Raw genomic sequence first — 18,594 nt, 5'->3', positions numbered from 1 at the left:
GAGTTTTACGTGGTTTATTTGTTTTCATAAGTACCTCAATGGTGATTGTACTTACTTAGTGGAGTGTCTAAAAGTAGTGGCAGGGATCATTATATCCCGCTAAGTAAAATTTAATAGCATTTGAAGATTATTGCATATCTAGTTCTGCTGTGATTGTTACATTTACTATTGTTTGTGTTTATCAAGTAGATGCATATGTTACAAACTTATTTTATGGATTTAAATTCAGAAGGAATCAGTTAGATATATATCGACAAAAAGCATGCTGTACGTATAATGCACAGCTTCTTAAAGTTCGACTAAGTAGGTGGTTATATTGTCTAACTCGAGGATGTTTTTATATAGAGCTAAATTAGCTTTTGTTTAACCTTTCTAGTGGAACGTGGTTATGCTGAATAGATTCTTTGTCTTTATTTTTATTATGACACTAATACTAGTTTCTGAATTTATTGTTTACTCATTAGATAAAGTTAAAGATGAGAAGCGTTTATCCTTAGTCGTTGCAGAGTTAAATAAAGTAATGGGGGCTATTTTTAATGGCGCATTGATATCATCTGAAGTGCTAAAGGAGATGATTGAAGTATCAGATGAAAGTAACTTAACAGTTAGAGAATTTGACCGAATTGCAAAAGCGCTGCTAAAAGATTATGAGTTTGTAGATTCAATACTGTTACTGCCAAATGGTGTTGCCTCCTATGCTTATCCTTATGCTGATAATATAAAAGCTATTGGACATGATGTGTTAAGTGACCAGAATAGAAAGCTTGGTAGTTTGGAGGTCATCTTAAACAAGGAAGTTACAATAATTGGCCCAGTACAGTTAGTCCAAAATGACAAGCAAGCTTTTATTGTTAGAAGAACTATTCGAAATGGAAACGAATTTTGGGGGCTAACATCTTCAGTAGTTTATTTAGAATCTATACTTAGCAATATCGATGATGTACTAAGGCTCTATGGGATTAATGATTATGACTTATCCGGTTATAACCCTGATAGCAAAGTCCCTTACGATAAAATTATAAGTTCCCGGGGAATTATTGCGGGAGATAAACTGTCAGATACGGTTAGTGTTTTTAATACAAAATGGGAACTAACTATATCGAAAGGTAAGTCAGAAATATATATTAAGATATTTGTATTTATTTCATTGTTAGTACTATTTTTAGTGATTTTTACACCTTCATTTAGATATTTCAAAAAGTATAAAGGGAGTGAGAGAGAGAAGCTTATATTAGAAAATGAAGCCTATACTGATTATTTGACAGGTTTGGCTAACAGAAGAGGGTTTGAACACCGAATTAGTCATCTTGATAATTCAGTTACAAATGGCTCTGTTGCTATTTTTGATATTGATTTCTTTAAGAGAGTTAACGATACCTATGGTCATGATGTTGGTGATGGTGTCTTGGTAGGTTTTGCTAACCTTTGTAAAATGCACATTTCAGATAGCTTTGTCTTATCAAGAAGTGGAGGAGAAGAGTTTATATTGCTAATGCCTTTAACAAGCATTGAAGACGCAACAATTCAATGCGAGCTTTTAAAGACAATGATATCCAAGGAGCTCTTTATCGTAAACGCTTTAGAGCTGACGCTAACCATGAGCGTTGGTGTTGCATATTTTCACGATACGTGTGAGATGAAAACGGCACTAACACTAGCTGATAAAGCACTGTATAAAGCGAAACAACAAGGAAGAGATCGCGTTTGTGTTAGTTAATACCAATCAGTATAAGAGTGTAAGCTACTCAAAGTATGTTTTGGCGACTATGAGTCAGAGACTCTAAATAAACAAAGAGGGAGCTAAAGCGATAATAACTATGCTATTCACTCGCCTCAAGCAGAATGAATGTAGTAATGTCATTATCGCTGGAGTACTTAATCATCTTACCTCTAAGCCGCAACACTTTCACTGAGCGACCAAGTGTTTATACCGATTGGCATAATACCTAAATGGATGATGTTGAATCTAGTAGTGTGGAAAAAGTGGTTTTTAGAAAGCTATAGATACAAAAAAGCCGCTAAATCCACCTGGTTAGGATTTAGCGGCCTTTGAAGGTTATTGCTAACCTTGTGTTGGTGGAGGCGGCGGGGCTCGAACCCGCGTCCAAAAAGCCTACATCCAAGGCGCTACATGCTTAGTCTTTCTATTGGTTAACCAAGTACACTCCGAAAGACAGGATTGTAATTGGCGAGTCCAGTACTATTTCGCGGTTCACCCCTGAACGTGGTTCCCTCGCTATCAAATGTAAAGGTGACCATCTTATTACTCTGCCCATTTGAGAAACGTGAGCAAGATGGCTAGCTAGCCTAAGCTGCTAGAGCGTAGTTATCGTCGTTTGCAACTATAACTTTGCGGCTTTTTACGAGGCCAACCGCCCCTCGGCATGCTCCCAGGGTTTCGAGAATCTTGTCGAATCCAGAATCGCCCCCAAGTACAATTTGATTGTAACGCGTCATCTCTTGTTTTAACAAGAAGAAAAACCACATTACGAATCGATTGTTCGTTATACGACCATTATCAGTAAGAAGTTTGTGCTAACTTACTGTTGAACTGCCTTTTTCATTGTGCGAGATTTCTCAATCTGCCATTCACGGTCTTTGGTATCTTCACGTTTATCGTGATCTTTCTTACCTTTACCTAAACCAATTTGGATTTTAACCCATGCACCTTTTTGCCAATACATCGAAATCGGTACGATTGAGTAACCTTTACGGTCAACCAAACCTTGTAACTTATCGAGTTCTTTACGCTTCAATAGTAGCTTACGTGAACGCATAGGATCACAAACCACATGAGTTGATGCTGTATTGAGTGGTGCGATAGTGCAACCGTATAAGAAAGCTTCGCCTTCTCTGAGGAAAACGTAACTTTCAGACAAGTTAACCTTGCCCATACGAATAGACTTTACTTCCCATCCCATTAAAGACAGGCCGCCTTCTAGCTTCTCTTCAAACTTATAGTCGAAGTTAGCACGTTTATTACGTGCGATAGTCGCTGAATCGTTCTTTGAATTTTTTGCGTTTTTCTTAGCCATAGGACAGTCATTATACTCACGCCGGGTAAATATGGAATTGGCGATATCAATTTATTAGGTATTTTCTATTATAATTAGGCGAGTTTGTTTGCTTTTTAGTCGCTTAATGCTCGTCTATTGTATCAAAGATGCGTTTTTTTGTGTTCATGCTAAAATCGACTTTTCGAATTTAATTTATCGAGTATCTATCGTCAATGCCGCAAATTTCTCGCAGTGTCTTAGTTCGCTTTAGTGCGATGCAGATGTATGACTTAGTCAATGATGTTGAGTCTTATAAAGAGTTTTTACCTGGTTGCGTAGGTGGCAAGGTTATTGAGTTTGATGGTAAAACCATGGTTGCCTCGGTAGATGTCGCCAAAGCCGGGATAAGCAAGACCTTTACCACTCGTAACCAAGTGGTTCCGGGTAAGAGTATTCAATTACAGCTTGAAAATGGCCCTTTTAAAGAACTGTTCGGTGAGTGGAAGTTTACTGAATTAACCGACGATGCTTGTAAGGTTGAGTTTGAGCTGAGCTTTGAGTTTTCTAGCTCGATTGCTGATCTTGCGTTTGGAAAAGTGTTTAAAGAACTAATGGCGTCGATGGTAACGGCCTTTACGAATCGCGCAAAGGTGATCTACAAATGAGTAATGAACAAGCAGGTTTTTTGGTTGAAGTTATCTATGCTCTGCCTAAACAGCAAAAGCTTATCCAAGTTCATGTGCCGCCTGAAACGACGTGTATTGAAGCGGTAAGACTCAGCGATATGCAGCGTTATTTTCCTGAGATAGATTTAGATACGGTCAAGCTCGGGATATTTAGCCGATTAGTTAAACATGATGAAGTTCTGCAACCTGGGCAACGAGTAGAAATATATCGACCTTTGATTGCCGATCCTAAAGATGTGCGTCGTAAGCGTGCTGAAAAGGCAAAAGAGGATGGCCGGATAAACAAAATCACAGGCAGTAAACTTTAGTTATTTTTCATAAAAATGGCGGCACTTGTAAAAGAGCCGCCATTTTTTATTGTTCATTTTGTTTGAGTCAATTACTCAAATTTTTCAGAAAGCGTCTCTGGTTGAGTAGCTTTTTCTTCGATTAAAGGTTCAGCCTGTGGGCGCTGCTCTGGGATTAATGGGTCGCCTTCAGGCGTATTAATCTCTGGCAGTTTGCTTTCATTAAGCGGGACATCAAATTCAGGGCTGAGCTCATAGTCACCCGTTACTTCAGCAAGTATATCGCCATTAAAGTTAAGAATAAGCTCTTTATGGATAATGCTTGCATCACGACCACTTTTATAATGGTAAACGTAATACCATGTGTCATCAGAGAAACTATCTCTTAACACAGGTCGACCAAGTACATATTCTACTTGCTCTTTAGTCATATCGATGCGTAGCTTCTCGACTTGCTGTTTTTCCATATAGTTACCCTGAGGAATATCAGGCTTATAGATCAAATAGTCAAAAACACCACAAGAGCTAAGTGATAATGTGAGCGCAGCAGCGCCCAAAAGGGTAAGACTTTTCTTTTTAATTGTCATTGAATGCGCTACTTCATCAAAATCTGTCGGTCATAATACCCAAGCAATCCCCCTTATGACAAGGGCAATCGCGTTAAGGTGTGCTTGGAGCATGATTCTATACATTATTTACAAGATTGAACATCAATCTACATCCGCCACTATTATGGAGTCTAAATATGAAAAATAGTTCCAAACAATCGGGGGTGTTGTATTTGCATTTAGTGGTTTAGAAATGATGTCATGGGATATTTCAAACTAAAGTCTACTAGACTCCAGTATTGCTAAATTTTCCCTAGGTGCACAAAAAAGAAAGCACTTTTTATACATTGTAGCGCGTTAAAATAGCTGTTAGTTTCTGTTTTGGTTAGGCATTTATTGTGTTAACGTAATGTGATAATGCTTTGTCGTTGACGTAGCGAAGTAAATGCAATTGCTAGTCGCAATCATGATGAATAGGGTAATAGGCAGCTAATTAATGGAAGCAGGTAAAAAAGGCACGTTAGTGTGCGTAGGCACAGGCCTAAATTTGGCTGGACAAATTAGTGTATTAAGCAAAAGTTATATCGAACATGCTGATGTGGTTTTTTCGTTAGTGCCAGACGGATTTGCTCAACACTGGCTGGAGTCACTCAATCAAGATGTGCGTAGCCTTCAGCCTTATTACGCGCAAGAGGGCGAAGTGAAAAACCGCCGTGACACTTATAAACAGATGGTTGCGGCAATCTTGGACCAAGTGCGTTTAGGTAAAAAAGTGGTTTGTGCACTTTATGGTCACCCAGGTGTGTTTGCATGTGTTTCGCATTTTGCTATTGCGCAAGCGAAAGAAGAAGGCTATGCCGCCCAGATGGAGCCAGGTATTTCAGCAGAAGCGTGCCTTTGGGCCGATGTTGGTATTGATCCCGGTGCTTCTGGTCATCAAAGCTTCGAAGCTAGCCAGTTTATGTTTTATAAACATACGCCAGATCCAACAACACATCTCTTGTTGTGGCAAATAGGTATCGCCGGTGAGCACACTTTAACTGAATTTCATACTTCATCAGACAGGTTGCAGGTGTTAGTGGAGCAACTTAATGAGTGGTATCCGCTTGAACATGAAATAGTGCTTTATGAAGCGCCAAATTTACCGACTCAAACTCCAAGAATAGAGAGGATTGCGTTGAAAAAATTACCATTTGCGCAGCTTTCATCTATCACTACCTTGCTCATTCCGCCGTCGCGGGAGCTTGAGTTTAACCATGAGATATTGGCTAAACTTGGGATAACAGCTGAAGATTTAGGTTAACAGAGCTGCTAACCGTTAAACAAAAATTACCGCCAGCATGTGGATAAATATAACCAACCAATAATGTTCATTTAATTAAGGGAATAAAAATGTCAAAGTTTAATCAGTTTTTCGAGAAGTTAGGTTCTGATGCCAAGCTGCTAGAGGAGTATAAGCAAGATCCTCAAGGTGTGATGCAGGCTAATGGCCTAAATGATAATGAAGTTCAGGCGGTGCTTTCTGGTGATGGCGCAGAGCTTAAGCGCTTATCGGGCGAAAATAAAATCAAAGAATTCTTAGTTGTTTTTATCAACGACAAGTAACTAATTATGCATTTTATCATTGTCGCTTTCTTTTGTTTAGCTTTGTCTTCAGCATATGTGAATGCAGAGGAAAACGACTTTGATACAATTTTAGATGAGATAGTTTACTCTTTGACTGTTTCTCCCCAAAAATCGACGATTCTGATTGATGATATGTTGAGTCGTTGGTCAGCTCTTTCTGCAGAGCAAAAGTCGCGGGTTAAAGTGTATCAAGCGATCCTCAAAACTTATGATGCTGAGTATCAAGCATCTATACAATTATTGAGGGAAGCAGAACAGCTAAATTCAAGTGATGTAAGTCTTAATCAAATTTCCCAATATTTGGCTACAAATTATATTGCCTTAAAGAATTATCCTGCTGCACTGGAGCTAATGGAGAAAAATCTAGAACGTATCAGCGAAATTAGCGATGTGAGCATCAAGGTAGCCTCATATGTACGTTTGGCTAATCTCGCAATGGAACTTAGTGCTTACCAAGATATGAAGGCATATGCCGTAGAGGCCATGGTGCTTAGTCAGAATTTGGATACTAAACAGCATTGTTTTGCCCAGTTATTTGTCGCTGTCGCCGATTTGAAACAACAAGAATATGAAAAAGCGAAAAATGCTTTTCAACGTAGTAAAGTTTTTTGTGAAGGAAACCAGTTTCCTTTAATAGGGTTAATGTCACGAACGGGTTTAGCTTTAGTCGCCATAGAAACAGAAGAATTTAAGGGCTCAAGAAAGCTGTTGGAGCATGTACTAAAAGGCTATCAAGAGTTTAATTTTCAAACCGAAATCAATCATGTAAATGCATTATTGAGTCAAACTTATCTCGGTTTAGGTGATTACGCCCAAGCGGAAGAGTTTGCCAATAAGGTGATGGGTTTAAGTGACGAGCCCAGCCATATTAACTATAAAGCTATTGCAAGTAGAGTACTGTCTCAACTCTATCTAGAGTCAGAGCAATTTGAGCTTGCCTATGACTATTTAGAGTCTCACCAGCAATATAACACTTTAATTCTCGATGACACTAAAGCTAAGGCCAATGCCTATCAAATGGCGAAATTTAAGCATCAAGAACAGGCTCGCGAAATTGCACTTTTAAATCAAGAACGGCAATTAATGCAGACCCAAAAGGAGCTGGATCAGTCAGATCAAACTAATAGCTTAATGTTAGTCACTATGCTGATTGGCAGTATTTTTTTCCTATCATTGTTCTTACTTTCTAGCCACCGACAGAAAATACGTTACCGGAAGCTTGCGCTGACTGACAGGTTGACGGGTGTTTACAATCGTGGCGCAGGGCAGGATTTTGCTGAGAACGAATTTATCCAGATTAGTATGCGTAATGCTAACTTTTCGGTGGTATTATTTGATTTAGATTTTTTCAAAACACTCAATGACAGGTTCGGTCATGCAACAGGTGATTGGGCATTAAAGCATGTTGTTGCTGTTGTTAAACCCCTAATAAGGGATAGCGATATCTTTTGTCGTATGGGCGGAGAAGAGTTTGCACTGTTTTTGCCTTATTCAAATCAACGCGCTGCAATTGAGATTGCTGAACGCTGTAAAACTGCGATAGAAAATATTGATACCAAGTACTCAGGCCATACTTTTACTATCAATGCCAGTTTTGGCATATCGAGTAATATTGAAGAGGACTTGAGCTTAGATCCAATCCTTAAACGTGCCGATATTGCATTGTATAAGTCTAAAGGCAGTGGCCGTAATTGTGTCACAGTTTATAGTGAAGAGCTTGAGCACAAGGATCCTCTTAACGGGCTTGATAATGGTTTAAAGTTTAGCTAATTATCACGCAAGACACATTTTAGGTGAGTGTGTGGGAGAGCTTTAGTGAAGCCACATGCTCATTGCTTGGGTGCAAGATTGTTTAATTGGCTTTATTCATTCTGGTCATATTTATTAGCTTCATACTAATATAAATCAGGATAAAGACTTAGCGCTCTTCTGAAAGCTTAGCGATTTTAGGCAAGGTACATTTAGTACACGTCGGTAACAGCTCTTGGGTCATCCTATCTTCGGTAATTCTTCGTCTCGTATAATCATTAGCCGGGCGCTTTAAATAGCACTCACACATCTAATCTCCGGGGCTATAAACGTTCCTGCGCTTTGAGGACATTTCCCATGTTCCTATGGTCAGGGAAGGATACATTTAATGCCTGGCGCATACAAAGCCATGTGGCTTTTAACGAATACAGAAAATACTGAACGAGGTTTAAACTCGTTTACAGTGAATCGCAAGGGGTTAAATTCATCAAACTGAGGATTTTTCTGTTGTGTGCAGGCTAAACCTGCTTCACTGAGCACGGACATTTCCTATTAACTTACCTAATAAACAGCTATGCATCACAACATCGTCTTATTTAAGTGGTTAGATTAGCGCTATAAGCAAATAAAATGCTATTTAACCAATGTTTTTTGCAATGTTTGTCATCATTTATCATTGAGTGAGCAGCGAAGCTTACTTTTTGCTTTTTTACTTTTACGTTAACGTAATATTTAAACGCTTGTTTGATTCTTGTTTGTAAGCATAATTTATTAAGCTTATGTTTTTAATATACTTTTATCTATTCCCTTTCCGTCACTGCTAAACGTTGTTCTAAAATCTACTTTTCTTGCCCATAACGGTTTGATGTAATCAATTTGTTACATCTAGTTGTAAACTAACGAAGCTAAATCACCGCTCAATAGCTTGGTCAATTTGTCTGACTAATTGAAAAAATGTCGCTCCCTTGGGTGCGCTTAATATTATTTACCTATATATATCAATTGTATGCTGGTTTTTAGACGGGGTTTGTTTATGGTTTTTTTGTAACAGAACTACGGTATTTCTTGGCGCTGCATTCTAGGCGATTGCTTGCAACTGAAACGGTTAATCCGTAGCTTTTGTAGTAAATCAACATTAACTAAAGCACGATTAGAATGACTTTACTCATTCGTGGGCACGCCAATTAGCAAGTGTGTTTGCAGTGCTATCCAGCATGATGGATGTCGGTTCAGTGATTAGGAGAGCCAAGATGACAGAGCAAATAGCAAGATTACAAGAACCTGCAACACGGGCTGTAGTAACTATGACTGAGTCTGCATGTATGCAGATTTTGCCTAATAGCGTTGCGGGCCAGAATGAGGTTCTGTCTGATGGTGTTAAGTGTTTACTAAAAGCACTGTGCAAGCAATTTGCTGCCAAAGTACCCGTATTACTTGAAAAGCGTAAGCAAAAGCAGCTGCGTACCGATTTAGGTGAGCTACCTGACTTTCTACCTGAAACTGAGGATGTTCGTAAGCAAGATTGGCAGATCCGCGGGATCCCTCTGGATTTACAAGATAGACGAGTTGAGATTACAGCCCCTACAGAACGGAAAACAGTTATTAATGCCCTTAATGCTAACGCCAAGGTATTTATGGCTGATTTTGCAGACTCACTATCACCGACCTGGGATCAACTTATACAGGGGCAGCTAAATTTAAAAGATACGGTGAATGGTGATATTAATTATACCGACCCTGACACCGGGAAGTTCTGCGGCTTAAAAGACAACCCTGCAGTGCTTATCTGTCGGGTACGTGGTTTGCATATGCTTGAAAAGCATGTGCAGTACTCTAACAAGGCTATTCCGGCTTCACTTTTTGATTTCTGTGTTTATTTTTACAATAACTATCGGAAGTTATTAAGTAAAAATAGCGCACCTTATTTTTATATTCCAAAGATTGAAAGCCATTTGGAGGCAAGGTGGTGGGCAGAAGTGTTTGCGTTTGTTGAAGAACGTTTTTGCTTGCAGCCAGGTACAATAAAATGCACCTGCTTAATTGAGACTTTACCCGCGGTATTTGAAATGGAAGAGATCTTGTTCGAGTTAAGAGCAAATATTGTGGCGTTAAATAGCGGTAATTTATCAAGTGTTATGAGCGATGCTGAAGCGGTTGAAACACAAGCAGGCAAATCTGTTAGCCGCTTAAATACTGATAGTTCGAGTTTAGATGCATATGAACGTTTATTAATTAAAACCTGTCATAAGCGTGGCGCATTGGCGCTAGCCGGAACATCCACAGATGATCTCACTCAGATGACAGCGGTTAAAAATGCAGAATGCCTTAGCATCAATCCTGTTATGGAATTAAAAGCTCGTAGCGGTTTTGATGGTATCAATGTTAATTATGCGCAGCTTGTAGATACCGCAATGTCGGTATTTAACCGCTACATAGGTGAAGGCAATACTAATCAATTGCATATAACCCGAGACGTTGATGCACCCATTCGTGCCCAAGAGTTATTGGCTGTCGTTTAAGGTGATTAGCTTAACTCATGTGTCAGTTTAGAGCGTGATTAGACGCTACTAATTATTAACGTTAGTTGTTTATAGAAAGTGAAAGTTTGGCTACATTTTGTAGCTTGTGTCCCCCGCACGGTATCCCTACGTGCCGTGCGGGTTTTTATTTACGTTTGGTTTTCCTACCACTTACTTGCTTGTGATTAGCGACTCTTCGGAGTCGCGTTTTTTTAGGTTTAAGCAAACCTAAGCCCAATCTATTAAAATCAATTTCCCAGTTACTTTTACAACCAATAAAAGCGTTATTGGCTAGCTTTTATTTGCTTTGTTATCGATTTGGCTATCGAGTTGGGGATAGGAAAACTGAGATGATACTGGGCAATTTTCCATCCGAGATCAGTTTTTATTAATGTGCCAGTCCCTCTACTAACTCCGTAAGATGGACTGTGCAGGATTTCGTCAAACCAGATAACATCTCCGTGAAGCGTCATCTTTCGACTGGTTAAATCATAGCGCCAGCCTTTAGTTGGCCTCGCGTAGGATTCAAACTCTGCTTTGCTCCAGTGTTCGCTGACGTCTGTACCAATAAAAATCCCTTTATCGTCATATAGCGCAAAATAGTTATCCCAATCGGCAGTTGATGAATATTGATTTAAGGCGTCTAAAACTGCCGCGCCTTGTTGTTTATCATCAGTCGTTTCTGTAGCCATAAGTGGCGTTGAGAGTGCACTCAATAGCAGTAGAGTGCTGCATAACATCTTATTTTTAAACATGGTTATCCTTGTGCCAATATGGAGTTGGCTTTTATTGTTATTAATGCCAGTTTACCGGATCAAGCTGATAGAAAGAGCTGAGTTCATTATAAAGCGCAGTGTGTTGGCGAATAAACTCATGGGGCTGCTCAAAAAACACTTCACTGATCACCGCAAAAAACTCAGCTGGATTAGTTGCACCATAGTAGCTAAATAGTGAATAGCCTCCATGTTGTGCTGCACTGACTAACGACTGATATTCCTCCATTAACACTTTTGACCATGATTGGTAGTCAGCGGTGTTTTTTAGTATTGGTGCACCATTAGCATTGCCATCTTCTTGATCTAATTGGTGGGCAAACTCGTGGATAACAACATTATGTCCATCATCGGGAACAGCTGCGTCATGTTTTGTTGTCTGCCAAGATAATATCACCCGACCATGTTGCCATGACTCACCAGATAGGACTCGGCGCTGTTCATAAATAACCCCACCGCTATGCTGCTGTTGCCCTTCAACAATAAACACTGATGGGTAGATAAGAATTTCTTTTAAATTGGGGTAAAAGTTTGTGTTGCGATTAAGCAACAACAAGCAAGCTTGAGCTGCAACGGTAACGCGTATATCGTCGTCGATCTTGAGCCCATCACAACCGATGAAATGCTTTTCAGCGATAAAGATTTGAATATGTTTTTTGAGTTGTAGTTGCAGATCGGTTGGTAACGCTCTAAAAAAAGGAATACGTCGTTTTAGGATGTCACGCCATTCTCGGGGAAAAGGATGCTGGGTAATAGCTAACCGTCTACGTTTAGTTCGCCATGATGTGCTCGCTATCCAGCTAATAGCTGCAATACTCACGGCAAGTGTAAGTATAATTGCTAGCATAGTTCTCCTTTCGCTATTTATTTAAATTTAGATAATTCTGATATGCGGATGCAAAGGACAAAAATCAACCTTTATGTTTCTTTTGGAGGAAGTTTGATTAATACAATTGGTATAGTAAGAAAAATGCCAGCAGAGCAATACATTAGGGTGGGAGTTGCCCTGCTACTGCCAGCAAATGGAAGGGAAATGGTTATTCTACGATGATGCTATTTTGGGCTTGTTTTTTTTGCTCTGGGGTTAAATTAAAATAATGTTCAATCAAAAATCGCAGTAATTTTGATTTAGCAATATCGCAATCCTCTGCCAGCGTAGCCAAATGAGCAATGGCTGACTCAGTTAATGTGAATGTCGCTTTTCGCACCGGCACGCAGCCTTTTTTTACTCTGACAACGGCTGTATCTTGATGTTGCTTTAGGTTGCAAATGACGCTATCGCCTAGCGCCTCTTTTAAAGTGGAGGCTGCAATATGCTCATGAGCCTCTTTATTTAGGCTGCTTGTTTTCAGATTTTGTCCGAAGGCATAACGATTGGCATCGTTAATAAAATCTTCGACTAATTCGTCAACCTGCCAGTGTTTTTCTTCTGCGCTTTGATGGCTTAATTTTATGGGTGACTGATATGCGGTCTTAGACTGCGTAGAGTTTTTCTTGAGATCGGCCAGACCCATAATCACCTCGTCTTCTGTTATTATTTTTATCTGCTAGTCGGTTACGTAGCTCCATCGCATTTTCTATTTGCAGCATTTCGCAGGCGATAGTTCGGATCTCTGTCGCGGCTTTACCACTAGCGTCAATTTCAAATACGGATAAACCGGACTCTTCACTGTCATCATAAATATTACGACTATAAGTCACGGCATCAAGCACATTAATGTCGTAGGTTCGACACACTTCTTTTGCTTCAAGTATACGGTTAGCTTGGTTTGGCAGGCTAGGGCATTGGGTGATAACAAAACTTGCATGCATTTTGGGATTTATCATCATACAAGTCGCTACGATATCATCCATATGGCTGACGGTTTTTAAATCTCTACGTTTGGGTCTCAATGGCATAAGCACATAGGATGCTACCGACATGGTTGCACGTAAAGCCAAGTTATCTTGACCACCACAGTCGACAATAACAAAGTCATAGTGCTGCTCTAGACTTAGCAAGTCATTGCGTATTTTTCCATAGAGTTGCACGCAGTTAATACCTGATAAATCTGTATTATTACGGGCTTGAATCCAATCAGAAGTCGTTCGTTGAGGGTCGCAATCAACCATAATGACAGAAGCTTGGCATTCTGTAGTTAAAAATACAGAGATGTTTTGCGCTAAACAGCTTTTACCGCTTCCGCCTTTTTCTCCACCAATGAGTATGATCATATCTTGTCCTTTTGTACGCGGTTGATTGTTATTTTTATAGTCGAGAGTAAGGTAAGTAACAGTTTGCGTACGGCTTAGCTGCAGTTAATGATCCCAAATATTTAATGCGATTTTCTGTTACTGATAAATTTAATCTAGGTTGATATGTTTACTTGGTCAACTGTATGATTTTTGACACTATTAGGGTAATTTGCCTTTAGTCATTAATTTGGCGGGTAAGGTGTTTTTGGCGCTTTTTTGACAATGGCCTAGCTGAAAATCTGATTGCATTAACAACTACTGTTATATTAGGTGCTTAGTCTTTTTTAGAGTAAGTGATTTGTACTCTTTGGGACTAAACTTAACCAAAGGAACGTCACTTTTTTAGGTTGAAATAGCACAAGTATTACTTAATGCTATATTGGTTATTTTCTTAATACATAAACGGTATATATGAAATGCAGTATTATTAGGCTGCTTTACCTTTCATGCCGATACAAGCTCTGCAGTGTGTGATGCAATAATACTGATTACTAGTAGTATTAATTCATAAGTTTCAAGCTTAAAATAACAGCCTAATGGTTTAGCTATTGCTTCGGTCTGTGCAATGACGAGCATAGAGGTATGTGGGAATGGATGAAAAACTCTTAATTGAGGCGGTTACTCAAAAAATGCCATTTGGTAAGTATGCTGGACGCTACTTACTGGAACTGCCAGAGCCATACTTGGTGTGGTTTCACTCTAAGGGCTTCCCTGAAGGGAAGTTGGGGCAGCAATTGGCACTAATGTACGAAGTTAAGCTCAATGGATTAGAAGGCATGCTACAGCCCATATTAGTGCAAGCAAAACGTTGATAACAAGTTATGATTATTTGTGGCATAAATTAGCTGTAATTTACAAAGTTCCGTGATAGGTAGATAAATATTCGGTTCTGAGAGTTGGATCTAATAGTTGCTACGAATTAGAGATTTATAATCTATAGCGTGCTTTAATATTGATGAATTAAAAACTTTTAAAGGAAATGTCCGATGATAGCTAAATTAGTTAAATTGGCAGCGGCTGCAACGCTAGCACTAGGTATCTCAAGCGCATGGGCACAAGGTGTTATGCATGAGGGTACTGTTGTAGATACCATGAATGGTGGTGGTTACACTTACGTTCAAATTGAAGAAGCCGACAAAACTTTTTGGGCTGCTGGTCCACAAATTGAAGTGAAAAAAGGCGACACAGTTGTCGTTCAAGAGCAAATGTGGATGAGCGATTTTAACAGCAAAACGCTAAATCGCACTTTTGATAAGTTACTTTTTGTTGGTCGTATCGATAAGAAATAATGTTAACTGTTAGCGCTTATGGCGTGAGAGTTATTATTTGCTAAATTTCAATGGCGCAGACTCAGTCTGCGCCATTTTATTTTGTATTAGTCTAATACAATTTTTAATTGGGCTGAAAGAGTATGCGTAATGTATAAACTGATCCCGTATCAAAAAGACTACGCGGCGGATATCGCTGTTTTGAGCCACCTTGCTATCAGAAATATCGCCGATGACCAATATAGTGTTGAAGAAACATCTGCATGGTCTTTTGCGCCTAGATCTTCCTATCATTGGCATAAGCGTTTATCGCAGTCAAAGACCTGGTTGATGATCGATGAGCGTATTGAATATGCTGGTAAGCCTGTATGTTGTGGCTTTATTAATATTGAAACAGGGTTTGCGAGCAAAGGCTATATCGATAGCTTATATGTCCATCCAGACTACCAAGGGCAAGGGATAGCAAAACGTTTATATTTAGCTATTGAAGAATGGGCGCTAGCGCAGGGCTACCCGAGTTTGCTGGTCGATGCCTCTAAATTATCAAAACCTCTGTTTGAATCACAAGGTTTTAAGCTAAGGCACCGTAGTTACCAAGAAAAGCGCGCAGTCATTATTATGGGCTATTACATGGAAAAGACGTTATCACAAAGCTAATAGCACTTGGCTGATCAGCTTTGTAATAATCCAAATGATGAAATCGTGTTTAGCTGATGTTGAAACATTGTCATACCATTCTAGCCAACTAAGTAAGCCATAACACTACAGCTGTGGGTGATGGCTAGTATAATGAACCTGCGGCTCAATCATTTCATCTAAGGTGTGCACTTTACTGATAAAGCGGGTAAATGCTAGCGGCAGACTGATCCCATCAATATCCTTATGCCACTTAGCTTGTAAAATGGGGTAATAACCTTCTTTACCCGCCGCTGTGTACGAAGAGGACACACCTTTATAAAACATCTCAGGATTGACTGCTAGCCAGCAATCTGTGCCATCAATCTGTGTCAGAACTTCAAGCTTAATAATACGTTCACCTAATGGCTGCTTTCCATCATAGAAATATTTTAAACCATAAGTGTATGGGAAACTGCCTGCACCTGTGCCAATGACACTGTTATTGGTGGCTGCATTGATAGCAGACTCAAGCATTTGAAACAGATATATACCTTGGATTTCATAAGCAACCAGCGGAATATCAAAAGGTAAGATCCGGCCTAATACTTCCGCTAAACTGACATCACCTTTATCAAGAGATTGACGTACACCGCCTGCATTATGCAGAGCAAAGTCGACATTAATACCCAGCTCACGGGTTTCTTGATACATACTGCGGCTGACCCAAGGTGCTATTTCACTGCCGTGGGGTAAGGCTTTACTCGGTAAGCGAGTGTGGACTAGGTTCTTTGGCACAAAAGCTAATATCTTATGGTTAAGTGCATCTAAGCTTGGGCGATATTTGTGTGAAATCCTAGCTTGAACTTGGCTATCTTCTTCGTCCCATAAAATCAGTGGGTGTGTTTGCAGTTGCTCACGCACCTTAGCATAGTCTTGTGGGCTGACATCGTCTGACGCTTGTAGGATGAACTGCTGATCCAGCATAAAAAAATTACCGCCAGATAACTGAGTGACTTTACCTGCAGCATCAAAGGTAATATCGGCCATACCTAAGGTTTCAGCATATTTTCCCGCATGTAAAATTGCGGTGTGATTAATGCGTTCGCCATAGGGCATATTAGATAAGCCTAGCTCGCTAAAATCACCTTGCAGTGTATGTGAGTGCCCACCAACAATAAGGCTAATGCCATCAACTTCAGTTGCTAGCACTCTATCTTGATCGACGCCTAAATGACTTAAAACGATGATGTGCTCAATCCCTGCATCCTTTAACAGAGCGACAGTGCGCTTTGTTGTCGCAATCGCATTAACAAAATGCGTGTCTTCATCAGGCCCAGCAATTTCGCTCATTTGATCCAGTGTTATGCCAAATATTGCTATTTGCTTATCTGCGAGGGGTTTGAGCAGCACTTTGGCCGTTTGGGTGTCTGCAGCAAAATCGAGTAAATTTCGATGATTAGCCAGGCGGGCACTTTTTTCTGGGCATTCATGGCTAAGATCCATGTTGCCGGCCATTAGGGGAAACTGAATATCATTCAGAAAATCAAGCACGGGCTCGTTGCCAGCATCTATTTCATGATTTCCTAGCACCATTGCATCGGGCTTAAGCATATTGAGCAAGTCTGAGTTGGCTTTGCCTTTAAACTCATTGAAGTAAAGCGTGCCTTGGAAACTGTCACCGCCGTGCAAAAATAGGAATGCTTGTTGCGCAGCTTTAGCTTTTTGCCTTGCTTGTTCAAGCTGATAGGCGATACGAGCATAACCACCTGTATGGCTATAAAGTGTCAGTTCTTTTTGCGGATGACTAATTGTAAATTGAATACGGTTAGCATCGAAATGAGAGTGTGTGTCATTGATATGAGCAAGTTTTAACTTGTACTGCACCTCTGTAGGTGCTGATTTAGATAGGGTGGTTGTCATCTTATTCCTCTGGACCAAACGAGGAGTATAACACGGCGAGGTCAATAAATAACAAATGGAATTTAAACTAAGTAGGGTTGAGCTACTTGGTCAGCGAGAGCGATCAAAAAAGGGAGCTAAGCTCCCTTTTTATACAACTACCAAGAATTATTCGCTTTTTTCTTTTTCGAAATCACCATCGTCTGATAACACAATACCTTTGTGCTTCATACGGCGGCTCCATAACTTGCGTGCAAACTGTTGCATATCAGTTACTGGGTCATTTGAGTCGACAATTTCAAGACCTAAAAGCGATTCCACGATATCTTCTAGGGTAACAATACCTTCGTTAGAACCATATTCATCAACGACCATTGCGATCTTAGTATTACGCTTAATCATTAGCTCAAATAGAGGTAAGATTTTTGCGGTCTCAGGGATCACCAATAAATTCTTTTTAAGCACGGCAATAGACTCTTTAGGTGTATTGCGCTCTGCAAGCAGAATATCGTTTCTATTAACGTAGCCAATAATGTTATCCGGCTCTTCGTCATAGACTGGAATTCGAGTAAATGGCTTGGCCATAAATTGACGGGTGAATTGATCTTGCGTCAAATCAGTTGGCAAGCGGAACATTACGGTTCTTGGTGTCATGATAGCGGTTACAGGCATCTCTTTAACTGATAGCATTTGAGTCAAAATTTTTGACTCTTGCTCATCAAGCTCACCTGATGCACGACCAATCTCAGCCATAGCGCTCATCTCTTGACGAATATACTGACCCTCATCGCCTTTACCCATTAACTGAGTAACCTGCTTAGACATCCAAATGAGAGGTAAAGTACTACGCTCCATCCAAACCAACGCGATAGAAACTGCAGGAGCGAGTGAGCGCCAGTAGTTTGCACCTAAGGTTTTAGGAATGATCTCTGAGAAGAAGAGAATTAAGAAGGTAAGAACACCAGAAAATACGCCTAGCATCTCATCGCCGAATACCTTGGCCGCTTGTGCACCAGCAACAGCAGCACCAACGGTGTGCGCGATAGTGTTTAGCGTTAGGATCGAAACGAGAGGAGATTCCACGTTCTCTTTTTGCTTACGTAGTCGGTTAGCTGCAGCTGGGTTTGTGCTCGACAACGAGGCAATGTAACTTGGCGTAACTGAAAGCAATACTGCTTCAAATACACTACAAAGAAAAGAGACAGTAATCGCGACAAATATTATAATGATAAGAGTTATCATAAAGGTGAAATTACACCTCCACATGGCAGACCAAAATTAGTCTGCGCGGATTCTAGCACAGGTTTAGATCTTTGGTGATAGCCTGCTGGCTAATATTTGTTAAGATCTGTATAATTCGCCGCCCGCGAGCAGGTTTTAGGTTTTTTTG

Annotated in this window: 17 protein-coding genes, 1 other RNA gene and 1 pseudogene; 10 read left to right on the top strand and 9 right to left on the bottom strand. The window is 40.0% G+C overall.

Annotated features, from left to right (window positions below; genetic code table 11):
* The first annotated feature begins 388 nt into the window (after positions 1 to 388).
* Positions 389 to 1,717 carry a diguanylate cyclase gene (locus L2748_RS06330; protein WP_220782959.1) on the top strand — a complete coding sequence of 443 codons (1,329 nt, stop codon included), beginning with the start codon at positions 389 to 391 and terminating at the stop codon, positions 1,715 to 1,717.
* A gap of 357 nt (positions 1,718 to 2,074) precedes the next feature.
* Here L2748_RS06330 and ssrA read toward each other — a convergent pair.
* Together ssrA and smpB are read right to left on the bottom strand one after the other, a co-directional pair.
* Positions 2,075 to 2,430: a transfer-messenger RNA gene (ssrA, locus tag L2748_RS06325) on the bottom strand.
* Between the two features lie 110 nt (positions 2,431 to 2,540).
* Complete coding sequence (gene smpB / locus L2748_RS06320; protein WP_220782958.1) at positions 2,541 to 3,035, bottom strand: SsrA-binding protein SmpB; 495 nt, start codon at positions 3,033 to 3,035, stop codon at positions 2,541 to 2,543.
* A 194-nt stretch (positions 3,036 to 3,229) separates the two neighbouring features.
* On the opposite strand from smpB, the gene L2748_RS06315 reads away from it, so the two are divergent.
* Positions 3,230 to 3,661, top strand: a complete 432-nt coding sequence (locus tag L2748_RS06315) for an SRPBCC family protein (protein ID WP_220782957.1) — start codon at positions 3,230 to 3,232, stop codon at positions 3,659 to 3,661.
* Complete coding sequence (locus tag L2748_RS06310) at positions 3,658 to 3,990, top strand: RnfH family protein (protein ID WP_220782956.1); 333 nt, start codon at positions 3,658 to 3,660, stop codon at positions 3,988 to 3,990. The genes L2748_RS06315 and L2748_RS06310 overlap by 4 nt, the downstream gene beginning before the upstream one ends.
* A gap of 71 nt (positions 3,991 to 4,061) precedes the next feature.
* On the opposite strand, the gene L2748_RS06305 is transcribed toward L2748_RS06310, so the two are convergent.
* Positions 4,062 to 4,556 (bottom strand): outer membrane protein assembly factor BamE, encoded by a 495-nt coding sequence (locus L2748_RS06305; RefSeq protein ID WP_220782955.1) that lies wholly within the window; start codon positions 4,554 to 4,556, stop codon positions 4,062 to 4,064.
* A 457-nt stretch (positions 4,557 to 5,013) separates the two neighbouring features.
* Here L2748_RS06305 and L2748_RS06300 point away from each other — a divergent pair, with 457 nt between their 5' ends.
* The 4 genes and pseudogenes from L2748_RS06300 to L2748_RS06285 form a co-directional block, all read left to right on the top strand.
* Positions 5,014 to 5,820, top strand: a complete 807-nt coding sequence (locus tag L2748_RS06300) for an SAM-dependent methyltransferase (RefSeq protein WP_220782954.1) — start codon at positions 5,014 to 5,016, stop codon at positions 5,818 to 5,820.
* Positions 5,821 to 5,909: 89 nt separating this feature from the next.
* Positions 5,910 to 6,122 carry a hypothetical protein gene (locus L2748_RS06295; RefSeq protein ID WP_220782953.1) on the top strand — a complete coding sequence of 71 codons (213 nt, stop codon included), beginning with the start codon at positions 5,910 to 5,912 and terminating at the stop codon, positions 6,120 to 6,122.
* Between the two features lie 6 nt (positions 6,123 to 6,128).
* Positions 6,129 to 7,913 (top strand): GGDEF domain-containing protein, encoded by a 1,785-nt coding sequence (locus L2748_RS06290; protein WP_220782952.1) that lies wholly within the window; start codon positions 6,129 to 6,131, stop codon positions 7,911 to 7,913.
* Positions 7,914 to 9,142: 1,229 nt separating this feature from the next.
* Positions 9,143 to 10,399 (top strand): annotated as a pseudogene (locus L2748_RS06285) (malate synthase A); the annotation flags it as partial.
* 296 nt (positions 10,400 to 10,695) lie between these two features.
* Here the strand turns inward: L2748_RS06285 and L2748_RS06280 are convergent.
* The 4 genes from L2748_RS06280 to L2748_RS06265 form a co-directional block, all read right to left on the bottom strand.
* A complete protein-coding gene (locus tag L2748_RS06280) occupies positions 10,696 to 11,166 on the bottom strand; it encodes a nuclear transport factor 2 family protein (RefSeq protein WP_220782950.1) in 471 nt (156 codons plus the stop codon).
* 40 nt (positions 11,167 to 11,206) lie between these two features.
* Positions 11,207 to 12,031: a M90 family metallopeptidase gene (locus tag L2748_RS06275; RefSeq protein ID WP_220782949.1), complete on the bottom strand. Its 825-nt coding sequence runs from the start codon at positions 12,029 to 12,031 to the stop codon at positions 11,207 to 11,209.
* Between the two features lie 190 nt (positions 12,032 to 12,221).
* Positions 12,222 to 12,698, bottom strand: coding sequence for a CopG family transcriptional regulator (locus L2748_RS06270; RefSeq protein ID WP_220782948.1), 477 nt, complete (start codon positions 12,696 to 12,698; stop codon positions 12,222 to 12,224).
* Complete coding sequence (locus L2748_RS06265) at positions 12,658 to 13,398, bottom strand: division plane positioning ATPase MipZ (protein ID WP_220782947.1); 741 nt, start codon at positions 13,396 to 13,398, stop codon at positions 12,658 to 12,660. The genes L2748_RS06270 and L2748_RS06265 overlap by 41 nt, the downstream gene beginning before the upstream one ends.
* 611 nt (positions 13,399 to 14,009) lie before the next feature.
* Between L2748_RS06265 and L2748_RS06260 the strand changes: the two genes are divergently transcribed.
* The 3 genes from L2748_RS06260 to L2748_RS06250 all read left to right on the top strand — a co-directional run bounded on the left by L2748_RS06260 (position 14,010) and on the right by L2748_RS06250 (position 15,344).
* Positions 14,010 to 14,231, top strand: coding sequence for a DUF3820 family protein (locus L2748_RS06260; RefSeq protein WP_220782946.1), 222 nt, complete (start codon positions 14,010 to 14,012; stop codon positions 14,229 to 14,231).
* 174 nt (positions 14,232 to 14,405) lie between these two features.
* The gene (locus tag L2748_RS06255) at positions 14,406 to 14,708 is read left to right on the top strand and encodes an NrfJ (RefSeq protein ID WP_220782945.1); all 303 of its coding nucleotides are present in this window, start codon (positions 14,406 to 14,408) and stop codon (positions 14,706 to 14,708) included.
* 129 nt (positions 14,709 to 14,837) lie between these two features.
* Positions 14,838 to 15,344: a GNAT family N-acetyltransferase gene (locus L2748_RS06250; protein ID WP_220781159.1), complete on the top strand. Its 507-nt coding sequence runs from the start codon at positions 14,838 to 14,840 to the stop codon at positions 15,342 to 15,344.
* Between the two features lie 105 nt (positions 15,345 to 15,449).
* On the opposite strand, the gene L2748_RS06245 is transcribed toward L2748_RS06250, so the two are convergent.
* Entirely contained in the window at positions 15,450 to 17,225 is a 1,776-nt protein-coding gene (locus L2748_RS06245) for a bifunctional metallophosphatase/5'-nucleotidase (protein WP_220781157.1), read from the bottom strand.
* Between the two features lie 147 nt (positions 17,226 to 17,372).
* Positions 17,373 to 18,446, bottom strand: a complete 1,074-nt coding sequence (locus L2748_RS06240; RefSeq protein ID WP_220781156.1) for a CNNM domain-containing protein — start codon at positions 18,444 to 18,446, stop codon at positions 17,373 to 17,375.
* Positions 18,447 to 18,594: the final 148 nt, after the last annotated feature.

The organism is Shewanella sairae (genome assembly GCF_023283535.1).
Classification (GTDB): domain Bacteria; phylum Pseudomonadota; class Gammaproteobacteria; order Enterobacterales; family Shewanellaceae; genus Shewanella; species Shewanella sairae.
The sequence above is the reverse complement of the archived record's forward strand: the minus strand, read 5'-3'. Positions and strand labels throughout refer to the sequence as shown.